Source organism: Streptomyces sp. NPDC015242 (assembly GCF_043079125.1).
Classification (GTDB): Bacteria; Actinomycetota; Actinomycetes; order Streptomycetales; family Streptomycetaceae; genus Streptomyces.
In genome coordinates, this window is the sequence record NZ_JBIBUF010000013.1 from 40767 (window position 1) to 56205 (window position 15439).

Genomic DNA, 15439 nt, shown 5'->3' on the forward strand with positions numbered 1-15439 from the left:
GCTCGGCCGCGCCGCGCGCCGCTCGCTGCCCACCGCCCCTCCCGGGCGAACCGGCACGGGCGGTATGCCGAACACCGGGGCGGATCCCAGGAGCACCGCGTGAGCGTGACGTTCACCCCGACCACGGTGTCCGCCGGGACTCCGCTCACCGCCCGATGGTGCCGGGCTGGCCTTCGGCGGTGCGTCCGGGGGCCGGCCCGGAGGGAGCAGCGAGGCCGCTCGCATTCCATGTGGCGTCACCCTCAGGAGATTTACAGTGGTCATTCTGGATGACTTTTTGCAAACCGCCGAAGTCGCCGTGGTCGACTCGTTCTCGCTGTACCGGATCGCTGTGGGGCACACGCCGGACGGAGCGGCTCTCGGGGAAGCGGCGCGGGTCGGAAGGATCCGCCTCGTCACGCCCACAGTGGCGTTCGCAGTCGCCTGCGGTATGCGCACCTGCTGGGACGAGTCGTGCGACGAGAGCCACAAAGACGGCACGGGCCAGCCGGTTCGCAAGTTCCTGGAGCTCGGGGGCGTTGAGATGGTCAATCTCACTCCCGCGGAGACGGTTTCGGCTGGAAAGCTGTACGCCGGCTGTCTGGACTGCCGCGTCACGGGTGCCGAGGTCCTGGCGGCCTGCCACTCCGCGTTACTGGCCAAAGCATGGGAAGCGCCACTCATCTCCGCGGTGAGAGCAGCGTACTGCTACGCGGCTCTCGACCGGACGGAGATGGACATCGGTATCGAACTGATCTGACACAAGGCGTAGCCACGCCCGCCACACGGCGGCAGTGGCGTCCGCGTCGGTGCTGGGCCCGCTTCGAGGCGGCGGTCCCGGCACCGATCTCGTCCGGGATCCGCAGGTCGTGTGGTGCTTTCTCGCCGCTGAGCCGGGGGGCGTCCTGCGCTTGCGGCCGATGCTCGAACGGCGAGGAGGGGCCCGCGGGCCGTCCGGCGTGTTCTGGTCTTCCGCTGGAACACCGCCCGCGCTTCCCGGTGGGGCTTCCCGGCTGCGGCGAGCACACGGCCGGATACGCTTCGGGGGCGGCCCGGGGGCGGCCCGGGGGCGGGGGGGGCGAGGCCTGATCGCTGCGCTCACTCCACGCGCCGGGTACCGGACCACTTGGCCGGGGAATCAGATCCCCTCGATGCGGATGACGCTCGTGACGCACCGGACATGGTCCGCGGTGCGAAGGGCGCGGACCGCGGCGGACAGCGAGGCGTCCGTGGCGTGGTGTGTGGACACGGTCAGCGAGAACCCGCCCTCCCGGCGCTGCCGGGAGAGGGTCGCTATGGACACACCCTGCTGGCCGAGGACGGCGGCTACCTCGGCTGGGGCGTCCGGCTGATCGGTCGTGTCGAGGCCGAGGTGGTACCGGGTGACGACATCCGCCATGGGATACACGGCGAACCGGTTGTGGACCGCGTCGCCGGGCCCTGTGACGCCGGCCAGCCTGTTGCGGCAGACCGCGACCAGGTCGCCCAGGACGGCGCCGGCGGTGGGCGCCCCGCCCGCGCCGGGGCCGTGGAACATCAGCTGTCCTGCCGCGTCGGCCTCCACCAGGACGGCGTTGAACGCGCCGCGCACCGCCGCGAGCGGGTGACCCGACGGGATCATCGCCGGGTGAACGCGGGCGTTGACGGAGCATCCGTCGGCGCCGCGTTCGCAGACGGCCACAAGTTTGATCACGCTGCCCGCGGCCTTGGCGTTGTCGATGTCGGCCGAGGTGATGGCGGTGATGCCCTCGCGGTGCACCTCCTCGACACGCACCCGGGTGCCGAAGGCGAAACCGGCGAGGATGGCGGCCTTGGCGGCGGCGTCGTGCCCCTCGACGTCGGCGGTGGGGTCGGCTTCTGCGTAGCCCAGAGCGGTGGCTTCCTTCAACGCCTGGGGGTAGTCCGCGCCGGAGGAGTGCATTTTGTCGAGAATGAAGTTGGTGGTGCCGTTGACGATGCCGAGGACGCGGTTGACCCGGTCTCCCGCCAGGAACTCGCGCAGCGGTCGCAGCAACGGGATGGCGCCGGCCACGGCGGCCTCGTAGTAGAGGTCCACGCCGTGTGCCGCGGCGGCGGCGTGCAGTGCGGCGCCTTCCGCGGCGATGAGCGCCTTGTTGGCGCTGACCACGGACGCGCCGTACTCGAACGCGGTCGTGATCAGGTCACGGGCGCGGTCGATCCCGCCGATGACCTCGATCACGACATCGATGTCGCCTCGCCGCACCAGCGCGTCCGCGTCGGTGGTGATGAGGTGCTCCGGCACACCGGGGCGCGGCAGGCCGGTCCGGCGGACCGCGATCCCGGCCAACTCCACTTGGGCCCCGATGCGGGCGGTGAGGTCGGCGCCATGCCTCGTCATGTAGCGGACGACGTCGCTGCCGACGGTTCCGCAGCCAAGCAGCGCTGCTTTCAACGTGCGCATGTCCGACCACTCCACTTCAGGGCCCGTGTCGATGTGCGTGCGAAGGTGGCGCAGGTCCCGGCCCGGCGCGCGGACGCCGCGCCGGGCCGGCGGTTCCGGAGAGGGCTACACGGTGATGAGCGCGGCGATCGCCCGCACGCTCGAGTCCTCGAGAATCTTCTTGAGCCGCAGCCGGACGCCACTACGCCGGTGGATCTCGTTGATCAACCGGCTGGCGAGCAGGGAGTCGCCGCCCAGCTCGAAGAACTCCTGGTCGGCGCCGACCGAAGAGACCCCCAGTACCTCGCTGAACAGCTCAGCCACGAGGACTTCCTCGGGCGTGGACGGCTCGCGGCCGGCCTGTCGCACCGGCGCCTGCGGCTTGGGCAGCGCCTTCCGATCCAGCTTCTCGTTCGGGGTGAGCGGCAGCTCGTCCAGAACGACGAACGCGGTGGGCACCATGTAGTCGGGCAGCGTCGCCACGGCATGTGCGCGGAGCTTGTCCACGTCCGGGACGCTGCCCGGCACCGGGACGACGTACGCCACCAGCCGCTGATCGCCGGGCACGTCCTCGCGTACGAGGCAGACGGCCTGGCTGAGCTGCCCGTCCCGCAGCAGCACCGACTCGATCTCCCCGAGCTCGACCCGGAAGCCGCGGATCTTCACCTGGTGGTCGAGCCGGCCGAAGAACTCGACGACGCCGTCGGCACGCCAGCGGGCCGCGTCCCCGGAGCGGTACATACGGGAGCCGGGCTCGCCGAACGGATCACTGACGAAGCGGTCGGCCGTCAGTTCGGGCTGTCCCAGGTAGCCCTCGGCGAGCTGCACGCCGGCGATGTACAGCTCGCCGGTCACCCCGGGCGGCAGCATGCGGCGCTGCTCGTCGAGGACGTACAGCTTCGTGTTCCACACCGGACGGCCGATCAGCACCGGCCCCGGCTCGGGGTTCCTCGGGCACAGCATCGACGAAACGTCCACGGCGGCCTCGGTGGGGCCGTACACGTTGAACAGGTCGGCCTCCAGCACGGAGGCGAACCAGGCCTGCAGGTCGGCGGGCAGGGCCTCGCCGCCACACACGACACGGCGCAGGCTGACGCACTTGGCCGCATCGGGTTCCTGGAGGAACACCTTCAGCCCTGACGGCACGAAGTGGGCGATGGTGATGTCCTCGGCCACGATCGTCTCGACCAGGTAGGCGGGGTCGCGGTGGCCGTCGGGGTCGGCGACCACGATCGACGCCCCCGCCAGCAGCGGCCAGAAGACCTCGCGCACGGTGACGTCGAACCCGGCGGGAGTCTTCTGCAGCAGTCTGTCGTCCGGTCCTAGCGGTATCTGGTGCTGCATGTGGTGCAGCCGGTTGGTGATCGCACGGTGGGCGACCACGACCCCTTTCGGGCTACCGGTGGAGCCCGAGGTGTACAACACGTAGGCCGCGGCGTCGGGAGTGAGCGGCGCCCGCCGGTCGGCATCGGTCGGGCGGCTGGGGTCGGTGTCTGCCAGGAGAGCCCGGGTGGCCTCCTGGTCGAGCACGATCCGGGCGGCGCCCACCCGGAGCGAGTCCGACAGCGGGGTGACGGTCACCACGTGCGAGACGGCCGCGTCGGATAGCACCTGGTCGATGCGCTGCACCGGGTAGCCGGTGTCCACCGGCAGGTAGGCCGCGCCCGTCTTGACGATGGCGAGCGCGGTGACGACGTAGTCGATCGAACGGGGCAGCACCATCGCCACGATGTCCCCGGCGCCCGCGCCGCGGCCGATCAGCAGCCGGGCGATCCGGTTCGCCCGTGCGTCCAGCTCCGCGTAGGTCAGCCGCTCGTCGTGGTGGCTGATGGCGAGCCGGTCCGGGTGGGCGGCCGCATTCGCTTCCACCAGTTCCGGGAGTGTGAGCTGCGGGACCTCGTGAGCGGTGGCGTTCCACTCGTGCATGATTCGGTGGTACTCCGCCGGGGTGAGCAGGTCCGCCTCGCCCACCTCGGCGGCCGCGCCGGCCTCGAACAGGCGACGGGCGAAGTGGCCGATGCGCTCGGTGTGTTCGGCCAGCTGCCCGTCGTCCGAGCGGCTGGGACCGCCCTCGGCCCGGGCTCGCAGCGTCCCTCCGCGGTGTTCGAACACGAAGGCCAGGTCGTCCAGGGGCGCCGGGGCATCCACGCAGACGACCCGGACACGCGCCGGCGGCTGCGGCGACTCGCCCCCGCCGACCTGCGACCGGCGCTCCCGTACCTCGGCCACCAGGTCGGAAACGGTGGCCGAGGGCTCGACGGTCAGCCGTACGGGCACCGAGTCCACGGCGAGCACGATGTCGCGGGCCGCCGTCATCCGGTGCCGATAGGCCGCCGCGGCGGCGACCGCCAAGTCGGTCCAGTCAGGCGAGGCGACTTCAAGGAGGCCTTCGATGGGGATCTCGCGAGGCATTACCACGCCCAGCACGTCCGTGGTGCTCCGTTCCGTTCGGATCTCCTCCATCCCGATCACGCACCGCGCTTCTGGAGGAAACGGTGCACGGTGTCGGCCACGTCCGGGTTCCTCAGCAGGTCTCCGGTGCCGATGGGGAAGCTCTGCTCCCAGAGGGCGTGCGGGGCACCGGGGCTCGACTGCGCCGAGGTCAGCGCACCGGCCGTGGCCCAGCCCTCCTCCGGGCTCAGCTGCCGGGCGGCGAACAGGTAGGACACGTACGAGCGGAAGACCCCCCGCAGATCCTCGCTCGCCTCCTCGTCCAGGCCCAGCCGGTCGAAGACGACGCCCACGGCGGTCTCGTAAACTTTGATCACCTGTGTGGCGACCGCGTGGAAGTCGTCCTGCTCCGCCTCGCACAGGGCCCGCACCTCCGCGACGTGGCCGGCCCGTTCCTCCTCGGACAAGGTCGACATCGTGCCGACCGCCTTTTCGAAGTCGCGGTAGAGGGACAACCGGTCCACCGGCTCGGGATCGAACAGCAGGAGAGCTGGCCGGGTGCCCGTGTCCTCGGCGATCCTGTCGGCCAGCGCCGAGGCGAACACGCCGCCCACGCAGTAGCCCATGACGGTGTCCACGTGGCCGTACACCTCCTCGGGCAACTCCCACCACTGCAGATACGTCTCGGCGGTCAGCAATTCGTTCTCGGCCGCGTCCGGCTGGACGCTCTGCCAGATCTCACGATTCGGTTGCAGCAGCGCGGCGAACTGGCGGAAGTCCGCCTCCGACCGTGCCGTCGATCCGAAATCGACCGCGAGGATCGTCTTCTTCGGGTCGCCTTCGCTGATACGCCGCCACGAATCCATGCTCATAAATGTCCACCTCTGTCCATGTCGAGAATCCGCCCCGCTTCTCCGGCCGGATGAGCCCCGCTGTGCGCTCGCGGTCCAGCCCCTGGTCCGTGTTCGTACCGGGAATGTCGGCGCCTGCTTCCCGGGAGGGGTGTTGCCAAGGCCCGCACCGACCGCCTCGCGGGACGGTGCGCCATCAGCCGTGAGGACACCGCGGCCTGCACCGGCAGCGGCTCGGCGGCGCACCCGGACCCGGCCTCGTCCGGCGGACACGGCCGGTTCCCCCACCGTCCCCGCGCAGCCGGCACACGTGCGCGGTGACGGATCCGCCCCGGTGGGGGCGTCGAGCACCCTGCGCGGCGGTCCCACGCGCCGAGGCGATCGCGCCGAGCGCGGGAGACCACTGCGGTGCTCGGCGTCATCGGCCGGACGTGCAGCGTCTCGGCCGGACATCGCGCACAGTGCATGTCGCTGCTCTCTTTCCTCAGTTCTGCGTACGCCGTGGTGGCGGTCTGCCACAAAACACCGCCCCAGGGCTCGGCGTCGTCCGAGAATGCATCACCGAGAGCGGCGGATTCCACTCGCGCGGAAGCACCGGGAGGAAGTTGCGGAAATTCCCTAAACGTGGTCCAGGAGCGGCGCTATCCCGGTTCTCCCTTTCTTCAGGGAAACACCTAGATTCTCTTCGCAACGCGGATTGGGATGTCACGGCGGCTGCCGTATCAGGGCGATTCGCACAGCCGTCTCGTAGCGCGCGGCGGGCTCGGCGTGACGGATCGCCACGCCGCGGGTCCGCTCACGGTGGCCGATCCGGCGCCCGGCCCTGTGGCGGTTTCTGTGCCCGTCGGTGCCGAAGTGGGAGCCGGACGGGCGGCCGCCCGCAGAACAATGAAGGCCCCGCCGGGCTTCGTGGACGACGTAGCCCCTCCCGCCGGAGGCCGGGGGAGAGGCCGTGGCCGCCGGGGCGATCACCGTGTCGGCGCAGTCGGTGCCGTGCCACCCGTGATCGCGCCGCGGATGCCGTCCGCGGATCAGTGCATCAGCCGCTCCACCGTGGCCCAACGGCACATGTACGCCCACAGCGCGCGGATCCCGCACCGCTCCAGCCGCGCCGGCCGCGCGGCGAGTGGCCGGAAGCCCGCCGCTCGGCGGCCAGGACCAGGCGCTGGAGTTCTGCGGGATCGAGCGCTTCAACCATCCCTTGGACCGGCCGCCGCTCGTCGACCCCGTGCCGTCGGGTCGGTAGGCGACGGCACGGACGCTGCGTGGCGGGACTGGCGTACGCCGAGATCGCGGAGATCCTCGGCGGCACGGTCGCGTGCGCCAACCTGCCTCAGCGCCAGCAAAGTTCGCTTTTCGATCGCGACTGTAGCCGCATTCGACCGCGGGCTGCTGCGGAAGAGATCTCGATCGACATCTGACGCGTCGTCGGTGCCGGTGGGGCCCTGACGGGGCACGCCGGCGGACTCAAGCGCAAGCAGGCGCAGGCCGGGCGGACCAGGATCGCAGCGCCGTGTGCTCGCGGATGCCGCGTCTACATGTCAAGCGAGAGGAGCGGCAGATGAACACCCGACACGTCATAATCGAGACGCACCACCCTTAGCGGCTATCGTCACTCTGCGCGCCGAACTGGACCTCGCCCGCCAAGGGTTCCGACAACTGCGTGCCGAGCGCGTGCGCGAACAGGTCGCGGGCGAGCACGTCCGCCCTGGGTCCGGGGGCGGGGAGTGGCCGAGGGTTGGAAGGACCACACCAGGCGCGCCAGGCCCATGTCCTGGGCGGGCGGAAGCCCATGGCTGGACCTCCGGCGGCCGCCGGAACCGGCCGAGGGATCGTCAGTGCGCCGTTTCTGATGGCTATCTCGGGCTCGTCGGTGGCTACGGTTGCGGGCAGTCGCCGCACTGAGCCGGGTTTCCCCGTCCACCTCGACGAGCCCGATTCGGTGGGGTTGTGCACTCCCACGGTCAGCATCGGTTCGGGCAAGGTCCAGTCCGTGTCGGCCGATCCAACGGTGACCGACGTGGAAGATATTCGGGCCTGCTGGACGCTGCCGCTGCGCCGGGGCCGGGGCTGATGGTGGTGTGGACCGTCGGCACGGGCGCGGCGCGGGCGGTGGCGGGCAACCCGAACCGCGCCTTGACGATGCTGCACACCGCCGACGACCCGGCAGACGTCATACGCGAGCTGGCCGTGTTCTGTGACCCGAGCGGGCGAAACAGTTCACCTCACCGCACCGGCGCGAAACCCCGCCCCAGGTCCTCGGGACGGCAACTCAGCAGCGCGGCGTACCAGCGGTGCCAGGCGAGTCCCGCGACCCGCGCGCTGACTCGGCCCCACCGTCCATGATCCGCACCACGATCGGCGCGTCCCAGTTCCTGCCCCTGGCGTAGCTGTGGCCAGGTGGTGGAGGTGTGGGGGAACGCCATGGAGTCCAGCGGCGGGTCGAGCGAGATGCTGGTGAAGGAGTTGGCGAGCATGGCTTCGTCGTGGCCGTCCACCTCGGCGGCGATCAGCGCCAGTCCGGTGGGACAGGCCCCGAAAGTGCGGCGTACGTCGGCGAGCGGTGGGGTCTGCGTGGAGCTTCTCTTCTGGTGCGCGGTAGACATCATGAGCGGACCGCGCGGCACGGTTTGAGGACGCGGTGCCGCCGCTGTCTTCTGTGCTGCCCCGGTCGGCAAGAGGGCCGGGGCAGCGGCCGGCCCGCCGCGGGGCCGCCGCAGACGTCACCAGCCGCAGGGCGTGCGTCTGCCGGTGGAGGGGCTACTGCCGGTCGAGGACGCCGGGGGTGTCGTGCAGGACGACGCTCTCGTGCAGCGGGACGCGGCCCGCGCCGACGTTGTGCATGGGGGAGGTGCGGTCGTCGGTGCCGAAGGAGATGCCGAACAACAGCTTGAGGTCCTCGGGCACGCCCAGGGTCTGGCGGACGGTGTCGGCGTACATACCGAGGATGGTCTGGGGGATGCCGCGGTATCCGCGGGCGGTCAGGGAGAGCAGGAAGTTCTGGGCGTACATGCCGATGTCGCCGGCCGTCCGTACGCCGTCGCCGAACAGTGGCATGAACAGCAGGGCCACGTGGGGGGCGTCGTAGAAGCGCAGGTTCTCGCGGATCACTTCCTTCCTGCCCTCATGGTCCTCGCGCGCTATGCCCCGGGTTCCGTTGAGCTTCGCGCCGAACTGGAAGGCCCGTTCGTAGTGGATGCCCTGGCCGTAGTCGGCGGTGAAGTCGGGGGAGGGTCGGTCTTCCTTGTAGGCCTTGAGCAGTTCCTTGCTCAGGGCGTCTCGCGCCGCGCCGGAGACGACGTGCACCGTCCACGGCTGGGTGTTGCTGTTGGAGGGGGCGCTCTGCGCGTCCTCCAGCACACCGCGGATGTCCGCGGCGGGCAGCGGGGTGGGCAGGAACTGCCGGGGGGAGTACCTGGCGCGCGCAAGGTCGGTGAAGAACGAAGCCGTGGGGGTGGACAAGACATTCCTTTCGAGGGTGTTCACTCGTCCCGGTCGCGGCCTTGCCGCACGGCTGCGGCGTGCAGCGCCAGGGCCTGGGCCGGGGGCCAGTGGTGGAAGGGGCGGTTGAGCTTGACCGGCTCGTCCGGCACGGGCACGATCCGGAGGGCGGCGGAACGCTTCATCTGCCGGTCGCGGTGGCGCGGGGCCTCGCCCCGGCCGCTGTCGCGGAGGCCGGTGCCAGGTCCTTCCAGGTCAGCTCGGTGCAGAAGACGGGCGTCATCGGCTGCCGGCGCCAGAAATCGGCCGGCACGCCGGCGTCATAAGCGTCAAGGCCGCTGTCGTCCACCGGGCGCATGTCCGGCCGTCGTGCTTCCTCACAGTCGGGGACGACCGGGAGCGCGCGACGCGGCTCGGGGGCCGGCGTCGCCCCTGTCCCTCCTGCTCCGATAATGGCAAGTTTCATGCTTTCTCCCTCCAGGGGGTGGACCGTGTCACGGCGGCAGAGCGGTGAGGTGTGACAACCGGGGCGGGCACACCCGCAGAGGCGGCCAGGACGTACCCGGTGAGGGCGAGTGGTTGGTGAAAGTCCGTCGGTGGGACCGGGCCGCTGGTCTATTCCGCGTCGTCGCGCTGGCGGTATCCGCTTTCGACGAGCCCGCGCAGACGCCCCAGCGACTCCGCATCAGTGCTACCGGTGCCCATCAGCCAGGCAACGGAAGACGCCGCGAGAAACAGATCGAAGCCCGTCACCGAGGGGCGTACCTGCCCCGCGCGCTGCGCCGCCCGCACGTACTCATCGGTGGTGGCGATGAGGTGGTCACATGGAAGAGTGAGCGGATTTCCCGGCTCCTGCGCCCTCGCGGCGGTGATGAGCGGTTCCGGCAGACCGTTGAAGGCGCTGAAGTACTCCTCGACGGCCCGCAGCCACTGCCGCAACGCCTCGCCGGCGTCGCCGAGCCGGGCGATCTCCTCCCGGCGGGCGACCAGCTCCTCCGAGCGCGTCTGCAGCACGGCCGCCAGTAGAGCCTCCCGGGTGGGGAAGTGCCGGTACAGCGTGCCGGGCCCGACGCCCGCCTCCTTGGCCACCGCCTCCAAAGACGTCCCGACCCCGTACTTCAGGAAGTGGCGCTGCGCCGCTTCGAGAAGGGCCGCCCGGTTGCGCTGAACGTCCGCACGAGGCCTGCGGCCCTGACCCTCGACGCTCATACTCTTCTCTCCGACCACTGCGGCCCCTGGACCCACTCAAAACGGACGCTGCCTCCGTATGCGCCCACATTAAAACGGAGGCAGCATCCGGTCAACCCGTCGCCTGAAACACGCAACAACAGACGGCCAGGACGACGTCCCATGGACATGCCCTGACCGACCCGAAGAGCCACGACGATCCTGGCCGCGCCACGCACACGCACTGGCGCTCGCCGAGGAACGCAGCGCCCGCTCGCCGAGACCGAAGCCCGGCACCTCGAGGCACGCCTGAGAGAACGCGGCGCCCACATCGAGGACCTGCAGCGCGCCCTGGCGCAGCGGCCTCCTACGTCGAAAGGGGTGGCGACAACCTGTCCCGTGTGGGCGTCCCCAGAGCCTGCCGTGACTCGGACAGCTCTCCCGCTGAAAGAACGACACGCCCAGCTTCCGCGCACCCCCATCTCCCTGGGTCTGCAGTGTCCTTCGGGAGGACACACCGCTCTGAGCGGACCGTCGTAGGGCCCGGCGATCCACTACCCGGGCTGAGCCAGCCTGACTGCGGTTCCGGCCGTCCACGGCACCTACCCCCTGACGGCGCAGGCGGATCGCAACGCGGCGTTCCACCGCTTCGCCAAGCTCGCCAGCGAAGGAGTGACCACCAACGCACAGCCGGAACGCCCCTAACGCTCGGAGGGGGTTTGTTGGTGTGCCGAGTCCTTGCTGGCCTGGGGTGTTGAGGGTTCGCTGAGAAGTCGAGTGGGCGGTTGGGTCGGGGTGGGCGGGGTGTGTGAGCTGGGGTTATGTGTGGGGTGTGGAGTGTGGCGGGGTGGGTTGTAGGTAGTCCTAGCGTGTAAAGGCTCGGTTGGTGTTTGTGCTGGTCAGGGCCGTTTTGCCTGGTCGGTGGGTTGGGGTTAGTGGCCGCGGGTGAGGCCGCCGTCGCCGAGAACCAGTCCGGCCACCAGGTACAGCGGCACGGGGGGACAGGGCGAAGCGTCGTGCCACCGCGCCGAGGACACTCAGCGCGGCCAGGATGACCCCGAGCTCCAGCAACAGGGCGATGGGTGTGTGCACTGGTCAGCCCTCGATGCGCTGGACCCCGGCGATGCCCTCGCGAGTGCCGATGATCAACGGGACGTCTCCGGCTCGCAGGGGCTGGTCCGGCCTCGGGGAGGCGATCACGTCCTCGTCGGGGACCACGGCCACGATCGAAGCTCCCGTACGGTTCCGTGCCCGGGTGTCTCCAGCACCCGGCCGGCAACGCCACCATCAGCTACATGGGTTGTCGCCCACTCCTGTCCGAAGATTGGCAGCTGACGGGCGATGCTTGAGCCCACTGGCACAGCGACAGCAATTCAAGGAACGGAGCATCCTGGCGTTGGCAGGGGGCGACGCCATAGGTGCATCGCAGTACCACTTGAAGCTGTCGCCGACCACATCCAGGGTTCGGCCGACGCGCCGTCACCCCTGGTAGGGATACCCCCACCTCCTGGCCTGAGGCCGGCCACAGCGACAGCGGGGGAATCGAGAGGCAAACTTCCTGACACAACCCCCCGGTCCGCGACCACGGCGGGCGGACGACGCCTTCCGACAGACTCGAGAGATCTTGATGAAACGCTTCGACGCCATCGCCCGGACGAATGTTTCACCACAGCGGAAGATCAGCGTCTTGGCCGCACTGTCCGGGGTGGCCCTCCTGTCCTTCTTCTTCGTCCCCAACGCCTTGTCCCGGACGTCGGTCAACACGGCGAACGTCAGTCATTCCTTCCGCCGCGGATTCGTCGTCCACTGGCAGTCCGGCAGCCAGGATCTACCCTCTCAACTGGAGACCGCGGTCGCTTTCTGGTTCCGCTTCCACCTGGTCAAGGCCGGCATCTCCGCGCTGCTCCTTGCGGTGACCGCGGCTTTGGGTATTGCTCTGTGGCGGCACCTCCGGCAGCGTTCCGGTGGGCGGTCCGCCCGCCTCCGCCGCCGGCTGTCCTTTCTCACGGTGGCAATGCTCGGACTCTTCGCCCTGGTGGCGCTGATGGCCAACCTGCAAGGCGCGGCCGCACCTTATGCCTCATTGCTGCCCACGCTGACCACCGGCGGCGCGGATGGTGAACTTGCCGCCACCCTCACCCAGGTCCAGCAACAAGCAAACACACAAGCTGATTTAGGTGCCTCCCCGGTCTTCGCCTTCATGGTCAGGGAATTCGCCGTCTATCACGCCGTACTGGCCGCGATGGCAGGCGTGATCACCTGCGTATCGGCCGGCACAAGCATCATGTTGTGGAAGCGGTCGAGGGCCTTGGACGGGCAGCCCAAGAAGGCGTCGAGCACGGGCGCCGCTGTCACAGCGCTCTTGGCGGCTGTTGCGCTCGTCATCGCCTTTTCCAACGCCGCCAACGCGTCGAACTCGCCCCAGGCCCTCGCCCACCTCTTCACCGGGAACTGGTGAGCAGGACGATCCCGGACGCGGTTGCCGCATGCGGGCACCGCGCGCCGGCCAGGCCAGTTCCTGCCCTGGAACGCAGTGCCGCGCCCCGGGGCCCAGCGCTGCGGCATCGGCCCAGCCAGCACGGATCCATACCAGTTGGCATATGCCAGCACCTGGAAGCGGTCGACACGACGACCGCCGGGCGACCGCCGGAGGGTGGCGGTCGCGTGCTGCTGATGACGTGCGGGTACTTGCTGCACATCGCGGCTGGCGATTGTCAGCAGCACGTGGTGAACAAGTCGGAGTGCAGTGGCTCTGCCCGCATGGCTTACCGCCCCCTTAGGGCGACACCCCGACGACCTCACCGAGGACAATCTGCTACGTGCAGTCGACAACCAGATCCGAAAAGACCTCGACCTCGATTGAAAGAAGAACTTCCACCACTATCGACGGCATGATCGTGATCGGCGTCGACGACGGCAAGCAGGACCACGCACATGACTTGGCCCGTCGAGCCGGTCCGGGGCCGCGGTGAGGAGCGGATCCGCTCAGTGCTCGCAAACTGGATCCAGCCCGCCCTATCCAACGTGGGCGTCGGCGTCGTGAAGTCCGCCGCCCTCCCGCTCTGGCTGGCTCAGGAACTCGACCGCACCGGGCACCTGCCGGCACCCAGCGTCCCCGACCCACCGGCCCGTGCCGCCACGCGCCCAGCAGGCCGTCCTCGCTGCCGGCGGCAGTCGCCTAGAAGCCGGGAACACCCTTGCCGCCCTCCTGGCGCCCGTGGAGGCCTGCAGTCAAGTCGCCGAAGGCGCAGGGTTATCCGACACTCTCCACCGTGCCGCCTACACCCTCGGAGGCCTCATCGCCGCCGGCCGCCTGCCTGAGGAAGCCGAACAGGTTCTCAAGGACACCGCGGCCGCCGCCCGCCCGGGCCAGGAGCAGCGCATCCAGCAGATCATCCGCAGCGGCCTCGCCGCCGGCATGCAACGGCCCCTCCACGCCAGCGGGAGGTGCCTGTGACGTCGCCCCGCAACGAGACCCTCTTCGACTTCGACCCCGAAACCGTCGCCGCACAGATCCGCAACCAAGCCGCCACTGTGCCGGTACCCGCCCAGGCCGCTACCGAGCGGCCGCTCGGTGAAGTCACCGCCAACGGCCTGCTCCCGGACACTCTCACCGACCGCGGCAACGCCAAACTCACCGCGACGGTCGCATGGTCGGCTACGCCGTCCTGGGCCCCGACGCGAAAGCCTCCCGCGCCTCCGGCACCTTCCGCCGCCGCGTCTTCTGGCTCCTGCCCCACGACCGCGACAGCCAGCCCGACGGCCTGTACGCCAACAGCGCCCCGGCCGAAGCCGTCGGCCCCCGCACCCTCGAACCCCGCATCAAGGGCTCAAAGACCGAACGCTCCGAAGGCGGGCCGCCCTCGCTCGCCGTGCAGGAACTCGGTATACAACTGCCGCTGTGATCAGCATGCGAGGTCGCGCAAGCAATCACGGCACCGTGGTGTGACCACACGGACGAGGCGGGGTACGGCGGTCTCGGCGGCGTCCTCTTCCTCGCCGCCGAAGGGCTGACGGTCCTTCTGCTGCTCTGGGGAGCGGCCGGGCTCGGGCTCGCCACCTTCGCGGACAAGGGCCCCTCGTGGGCGCGTGCCGCTGGATTCGGCCTCGTGGCTGTCACGCAGGTGCTCGGCGTGTGGGCGGCGACGTCCAACGCGCTGGCGCAGGATGCCCGGACCGGACGTGCTGGTCAACGCGGTGATGGTGCTGTTCGCCTTCACCGCCGGCGTCGCCTGTGCCCTGGGGCTTCGCAGCACGGTGCGGAAGGCGCCTCTCGCGGCCTGAGCGGTCCTCTTCCCCACGGAAGGCCGGGGCCCCGGTTCGGAATGCCGGGGCCCCGACCTTTTTCGTGTCAGTGGAAGCTGATGTAGCCGTTGCCGTCGGGGTCGTTGCTGGACTTGGTGTAGGCGTGGACGTCGGCGCGGCTTCCTGAGGGCTTGTACAGGTAGATGGTGTCCTTGTCGTTGTTCCACAGGAAGTTGCAGTTGTCGCGGTAGACGACGTTGTGGGTGTCGGAGTCGGTGCCGTGGCCGCCGCGCAGCTTCACGTAGTCGCCGGGCTGCAGGTAGTGGTTGGCAGTGAAGGTGAAGCGGTTGCCGGTGGCGTCCTTGACGACGTAGCCCTTGAGGTTGATCGTCGTCCGGGAGGAGTAGTTCTTCACCGTCAGGTACTCCTGGTCGGTGTTGCCCGAGGAGCAGCTGTTGGAGTCCCGGCCGGGCGCGTCGTACTGTACTCCGCGGATCTTCAGCGCCGAGCTGTACTCGGCGGCGTGCGCGGGAACGGCGGTCAGGGTGCCGGCCGCAACAGCGGCCGCCGTGACGACGCTCTTGCGCAAGAGCGGGCTCCTCATAGTCGAGCGGGTGGTGTCGCTGGTGCACGACACCCATGCCGGGTCCGGTGGTTGCGCGGGATGAGGACCTTCACCCGTTCGAAGGACACAGAGCCGCCCGCCAGCACCGGTGGTCGGTGTGCCGGTGCCGCTGGAGACCGACCACCGTGCCGAGGACGCGGGTACGGACCTGGCCGGCAGGGTGCGCCCGGCTCCACGCTGACGGGTGGAGCCGGGCGCTGTGCCAGGAGAGTGCGGACCGAGGTAAGGCCGGACACCCTGTTCGCGTATCCGCTCGGGGGACGGACGTGTCGCGATGCCCTGGTCAACTACGGGTCGGACAGCGCGTCACGCGTGCGCACACGATCTGCACAGGCGGCG

The 15439-nt window shown here is 69.9% G+C and carries 13 protein-coding genes and 2 pseudogenes; 5 read left to right on the forward strand and 10 right to left on the reverse strand.

Annotated elements, in window-relative coordinates; all coding sequences use genetic code 11:
* Positions 1–256 precede the first annotated feature (256 nt).
* Positions 257–739, forward strand: coding sequence for a hypothetical protein (locus ACF07N_RS34405; protein WP_392120604.1), 483 nt, complete (start codon positions 257–259; stop codon positions 737–739).
* 378 nt (positions 740–1117) lie between these two features.
* On the opposite strand, the gene ACF07N_RS34410 is transcribed toward ACF07N_RS34405, so the two are convergent.
* From ACF07N_RS34410 to ACF07N_RS34420, 3 genes are all read right to left on the reverse strand, one after another.
* A complete protein-coding gene (locus ACF07N_RS34410) occupies positions 1118–2401 on the reverse strand; it encodes a homoserine dehydrogenase (RefSeq protein ID WP_392120606.1) in 1284 nt (427 codons plus the stop codon).
* 105 nt (positions 2402–2506) lie between these two features.
* On the reverse strand, positions 2507–4843 hold the full coding sequence (locus tag ACF07N_RS34415) for an amino acid adenylation domain-containing protein (RefSeq protein WP_392120608.1): 2337 nt from the start codon (positions 4841–4843) through the stop codon (positions 2507–2509).
* A gap of 5 nt (positions 4844–4848) precedes the next feature.
* Positions 4849–5643, reverse strand: a complete 795-nt coding sequence (locus ACF07N_RS34420; RefSeq protein ID WP_392120609.1) for a hypothetical protein — start codon at positions 5641–5643, stop codon at positions 4849–4851.
* Positions 5644–6887: 1244 nt separating this feature from the next.
* Between ACF07N_RS34420 and ACF07N_RS34425 the strand changes: the two genes are divergently transcribed.
* Entirely contained in the window at positions 6888–7043 is a 156-nt protein-coding gene (locus ACF07N_RS34425; protein ID WP_392120611.1) for a hypothetical protein, read from the forward strand.
* An 804-nt stretch (positions 7044–7847) separates the two neighbouring features.
* On the opposite strand, the gene ACF07N_RS34430 is transcribed toward ACF07N_RS34425, so the two are convergent.
* The 6 genes and pseudogenes from ACF07N_RS34430 to ACF07N_RS34455 form a co-directional block, all read right to left on the reverse strand.
* The gene (locus ACF07N_RS34430) at positions 7848–8231 is read right to left on the reverse strand and encodes a flavin reductase (protein ID WP_392120613.1); all 384 of its coding nucleotides are present in this window, start codon (positions 8229–8231) and stop codon (positions 7848–7850) included.
* 151 nt (positions 8232–8382) lie between these two features.
* Positions 8383–9084, reverse strand: a complete 702-nt coding sequence (locus ACF07N_RS34435) for a nitroreductase (protein ID WP_392120615.1) — start codon at positions 9082–9084, stop codon at positions 8383–8385.
* 20 nt (positions 9085–9104) lie between these two features.
* Entirely contained in the window at positions 9105–9248 is a 144-nt protein-coding gene (locus tag ACF07N_RS34440; RefSeq protein ID WP_392120616.1) for a hypothetical protein, read from the reverse strand.
* On the reverse strand, positions 9245–9376 hold the full coding sequence (locus ACF07N_RS34445) for a hypothetical protein (RefSeq protein WP_392120618.1): 132 nt from the start codon (positions 9374–9376) through the stop codon (positions 9245–9247). Before ACF07N_RS34445 ends, ACF07N_RS34440 begins: the two co-directional genes overlap by 4 nt.
* 302 nt (positions 9377–9678) lie before the next feature.
* A complete protein-coding gene (locus ACF07N_RS34450) occupies positions 9679–10272 on the reverse strand; it encodes a TetR/AcrR family transcriptional regulator (protein WP_392120620.1) in 594 nt (197 codons plus the stop codon).
* A 1053-nt stretch (positions 10273–11325) separates the two neighbouring features.
* Positions 11326–11478 (reverse strand): annotated as a pseudogene (locus ACF07N_RS34455) (cation:proton antiporter regulatory subunit); the annotation flags it as partial.
* A gap of 379 nt (positions 11479–11857) precedes the next feature.
* On the opposite strand from ACF07N_RS34455, the gene ACF07N_RS34460 reads away from it, so the two are divergent.
* From ACF07N_RS34460 to ACF07N_RS34470, 3 genes and pseudogenes are all read left to right on the forward strand, one after another.
* The gene (locus ACF07N_RS34460; protein WP_392120622.1) at positions 11858–12688 is read left to right on the forward strand and encodes a tat (twin-arginine translocation) pathway signal sequence; all 831 of its coding nucleotides are present in this window, start codon (positions 11858–11860) and stop codon (positions 12686–12688) included.
* Positions 12689–13360: 672 nt separating this feature from the next.
* Entirely contained in the window at positions 13361–13687 is a 327-nt protein-coding gene (locus tag ACF07N_RS34465; RefSeq protein WP_392120624.1) for a hypothetical protein, read from the forward strand.
* Between the two features lie 178 nt (positions 13688–13865).
* Positions 13866–14135: pseudogene (locus ACF07N_RS34470) on the forward strand (DUF6009 family protein); the annotation flags it as partial.
* Positions 14136–14581: 446 nt separating this feature from the next.
* Here ACF07N_RS34470 and ACF07N_RS34475 read toward each other — a convergent pair.
* Entirely contained in the window at positions 14582–15079 is a 498-nt protein-coding gene (locus tag ACF07N_RS34475; RefSeq protein WP_392120625.1) for a lamin tail domain-containing protein, read from the reverse strand.
* Positions 15080–15439 lie beyond the last annotated feature (360 nt).

Coding starts and splice junctions, on each gene's coding strand:
- ACF07N_RS34430 (WP_392120613.1), bottom strand. CDS start 8,231: ATGATGTCTACCGCGCACCAGAAGAGAAGCTCCACGCAGACCCCACCG.
- ACF07N_RS34420 (WP_392120609.1), bottom strand. CDS start 5,643: ATGAGCATGGATTCGTGGCGGCGTATCAGCGAAGGCGACCCGAAGAAG.
- ACF07N_RS34460 (WP_392120622.1), top strand. CDS start 11,858: ATGAAACGCTTCGACGCCATCGCCCGGACGAATGTTTCACCACAGCGG.
- ACF07N_RS34410 (WP_392120606.1), bottom strand. CDS start 2,401: ATGCGCACGTTGAAAGCAGCGCTGCTTGGCTGCGGAACCGTCGGCAGC.
- ACF07N_RS34450 (WP_392120620.1), bottom strand. CDS start 10,272: ATGAGCGTCGAGGGTCAGGGCCGCAGGCCTCGTGCGGACGTTCAGCGC.
- ACF07N_RS34475 (WP_392120625.1), bottom strand. CDS start 15,079: ATGAGGAGCCCGCTCTTGCGCAAGAGCGTCGTCACGGCGGCCGCTGTT.
- ACF07N_RS34415 (WP_392120608.1), bottom strand. CDS start 4,843: ATGGAGGAGATCCGAACGGAACGGAGCACCACGGACGTGCTGGGCGTG.
- ACF07N_RS34440 (WP_392120616.1), bottom strand. CDS start 9,248: ATGAAGCGTTCCGCCGCCCTCCGGATCGTGCCCGTGCCGGACGAGCCG.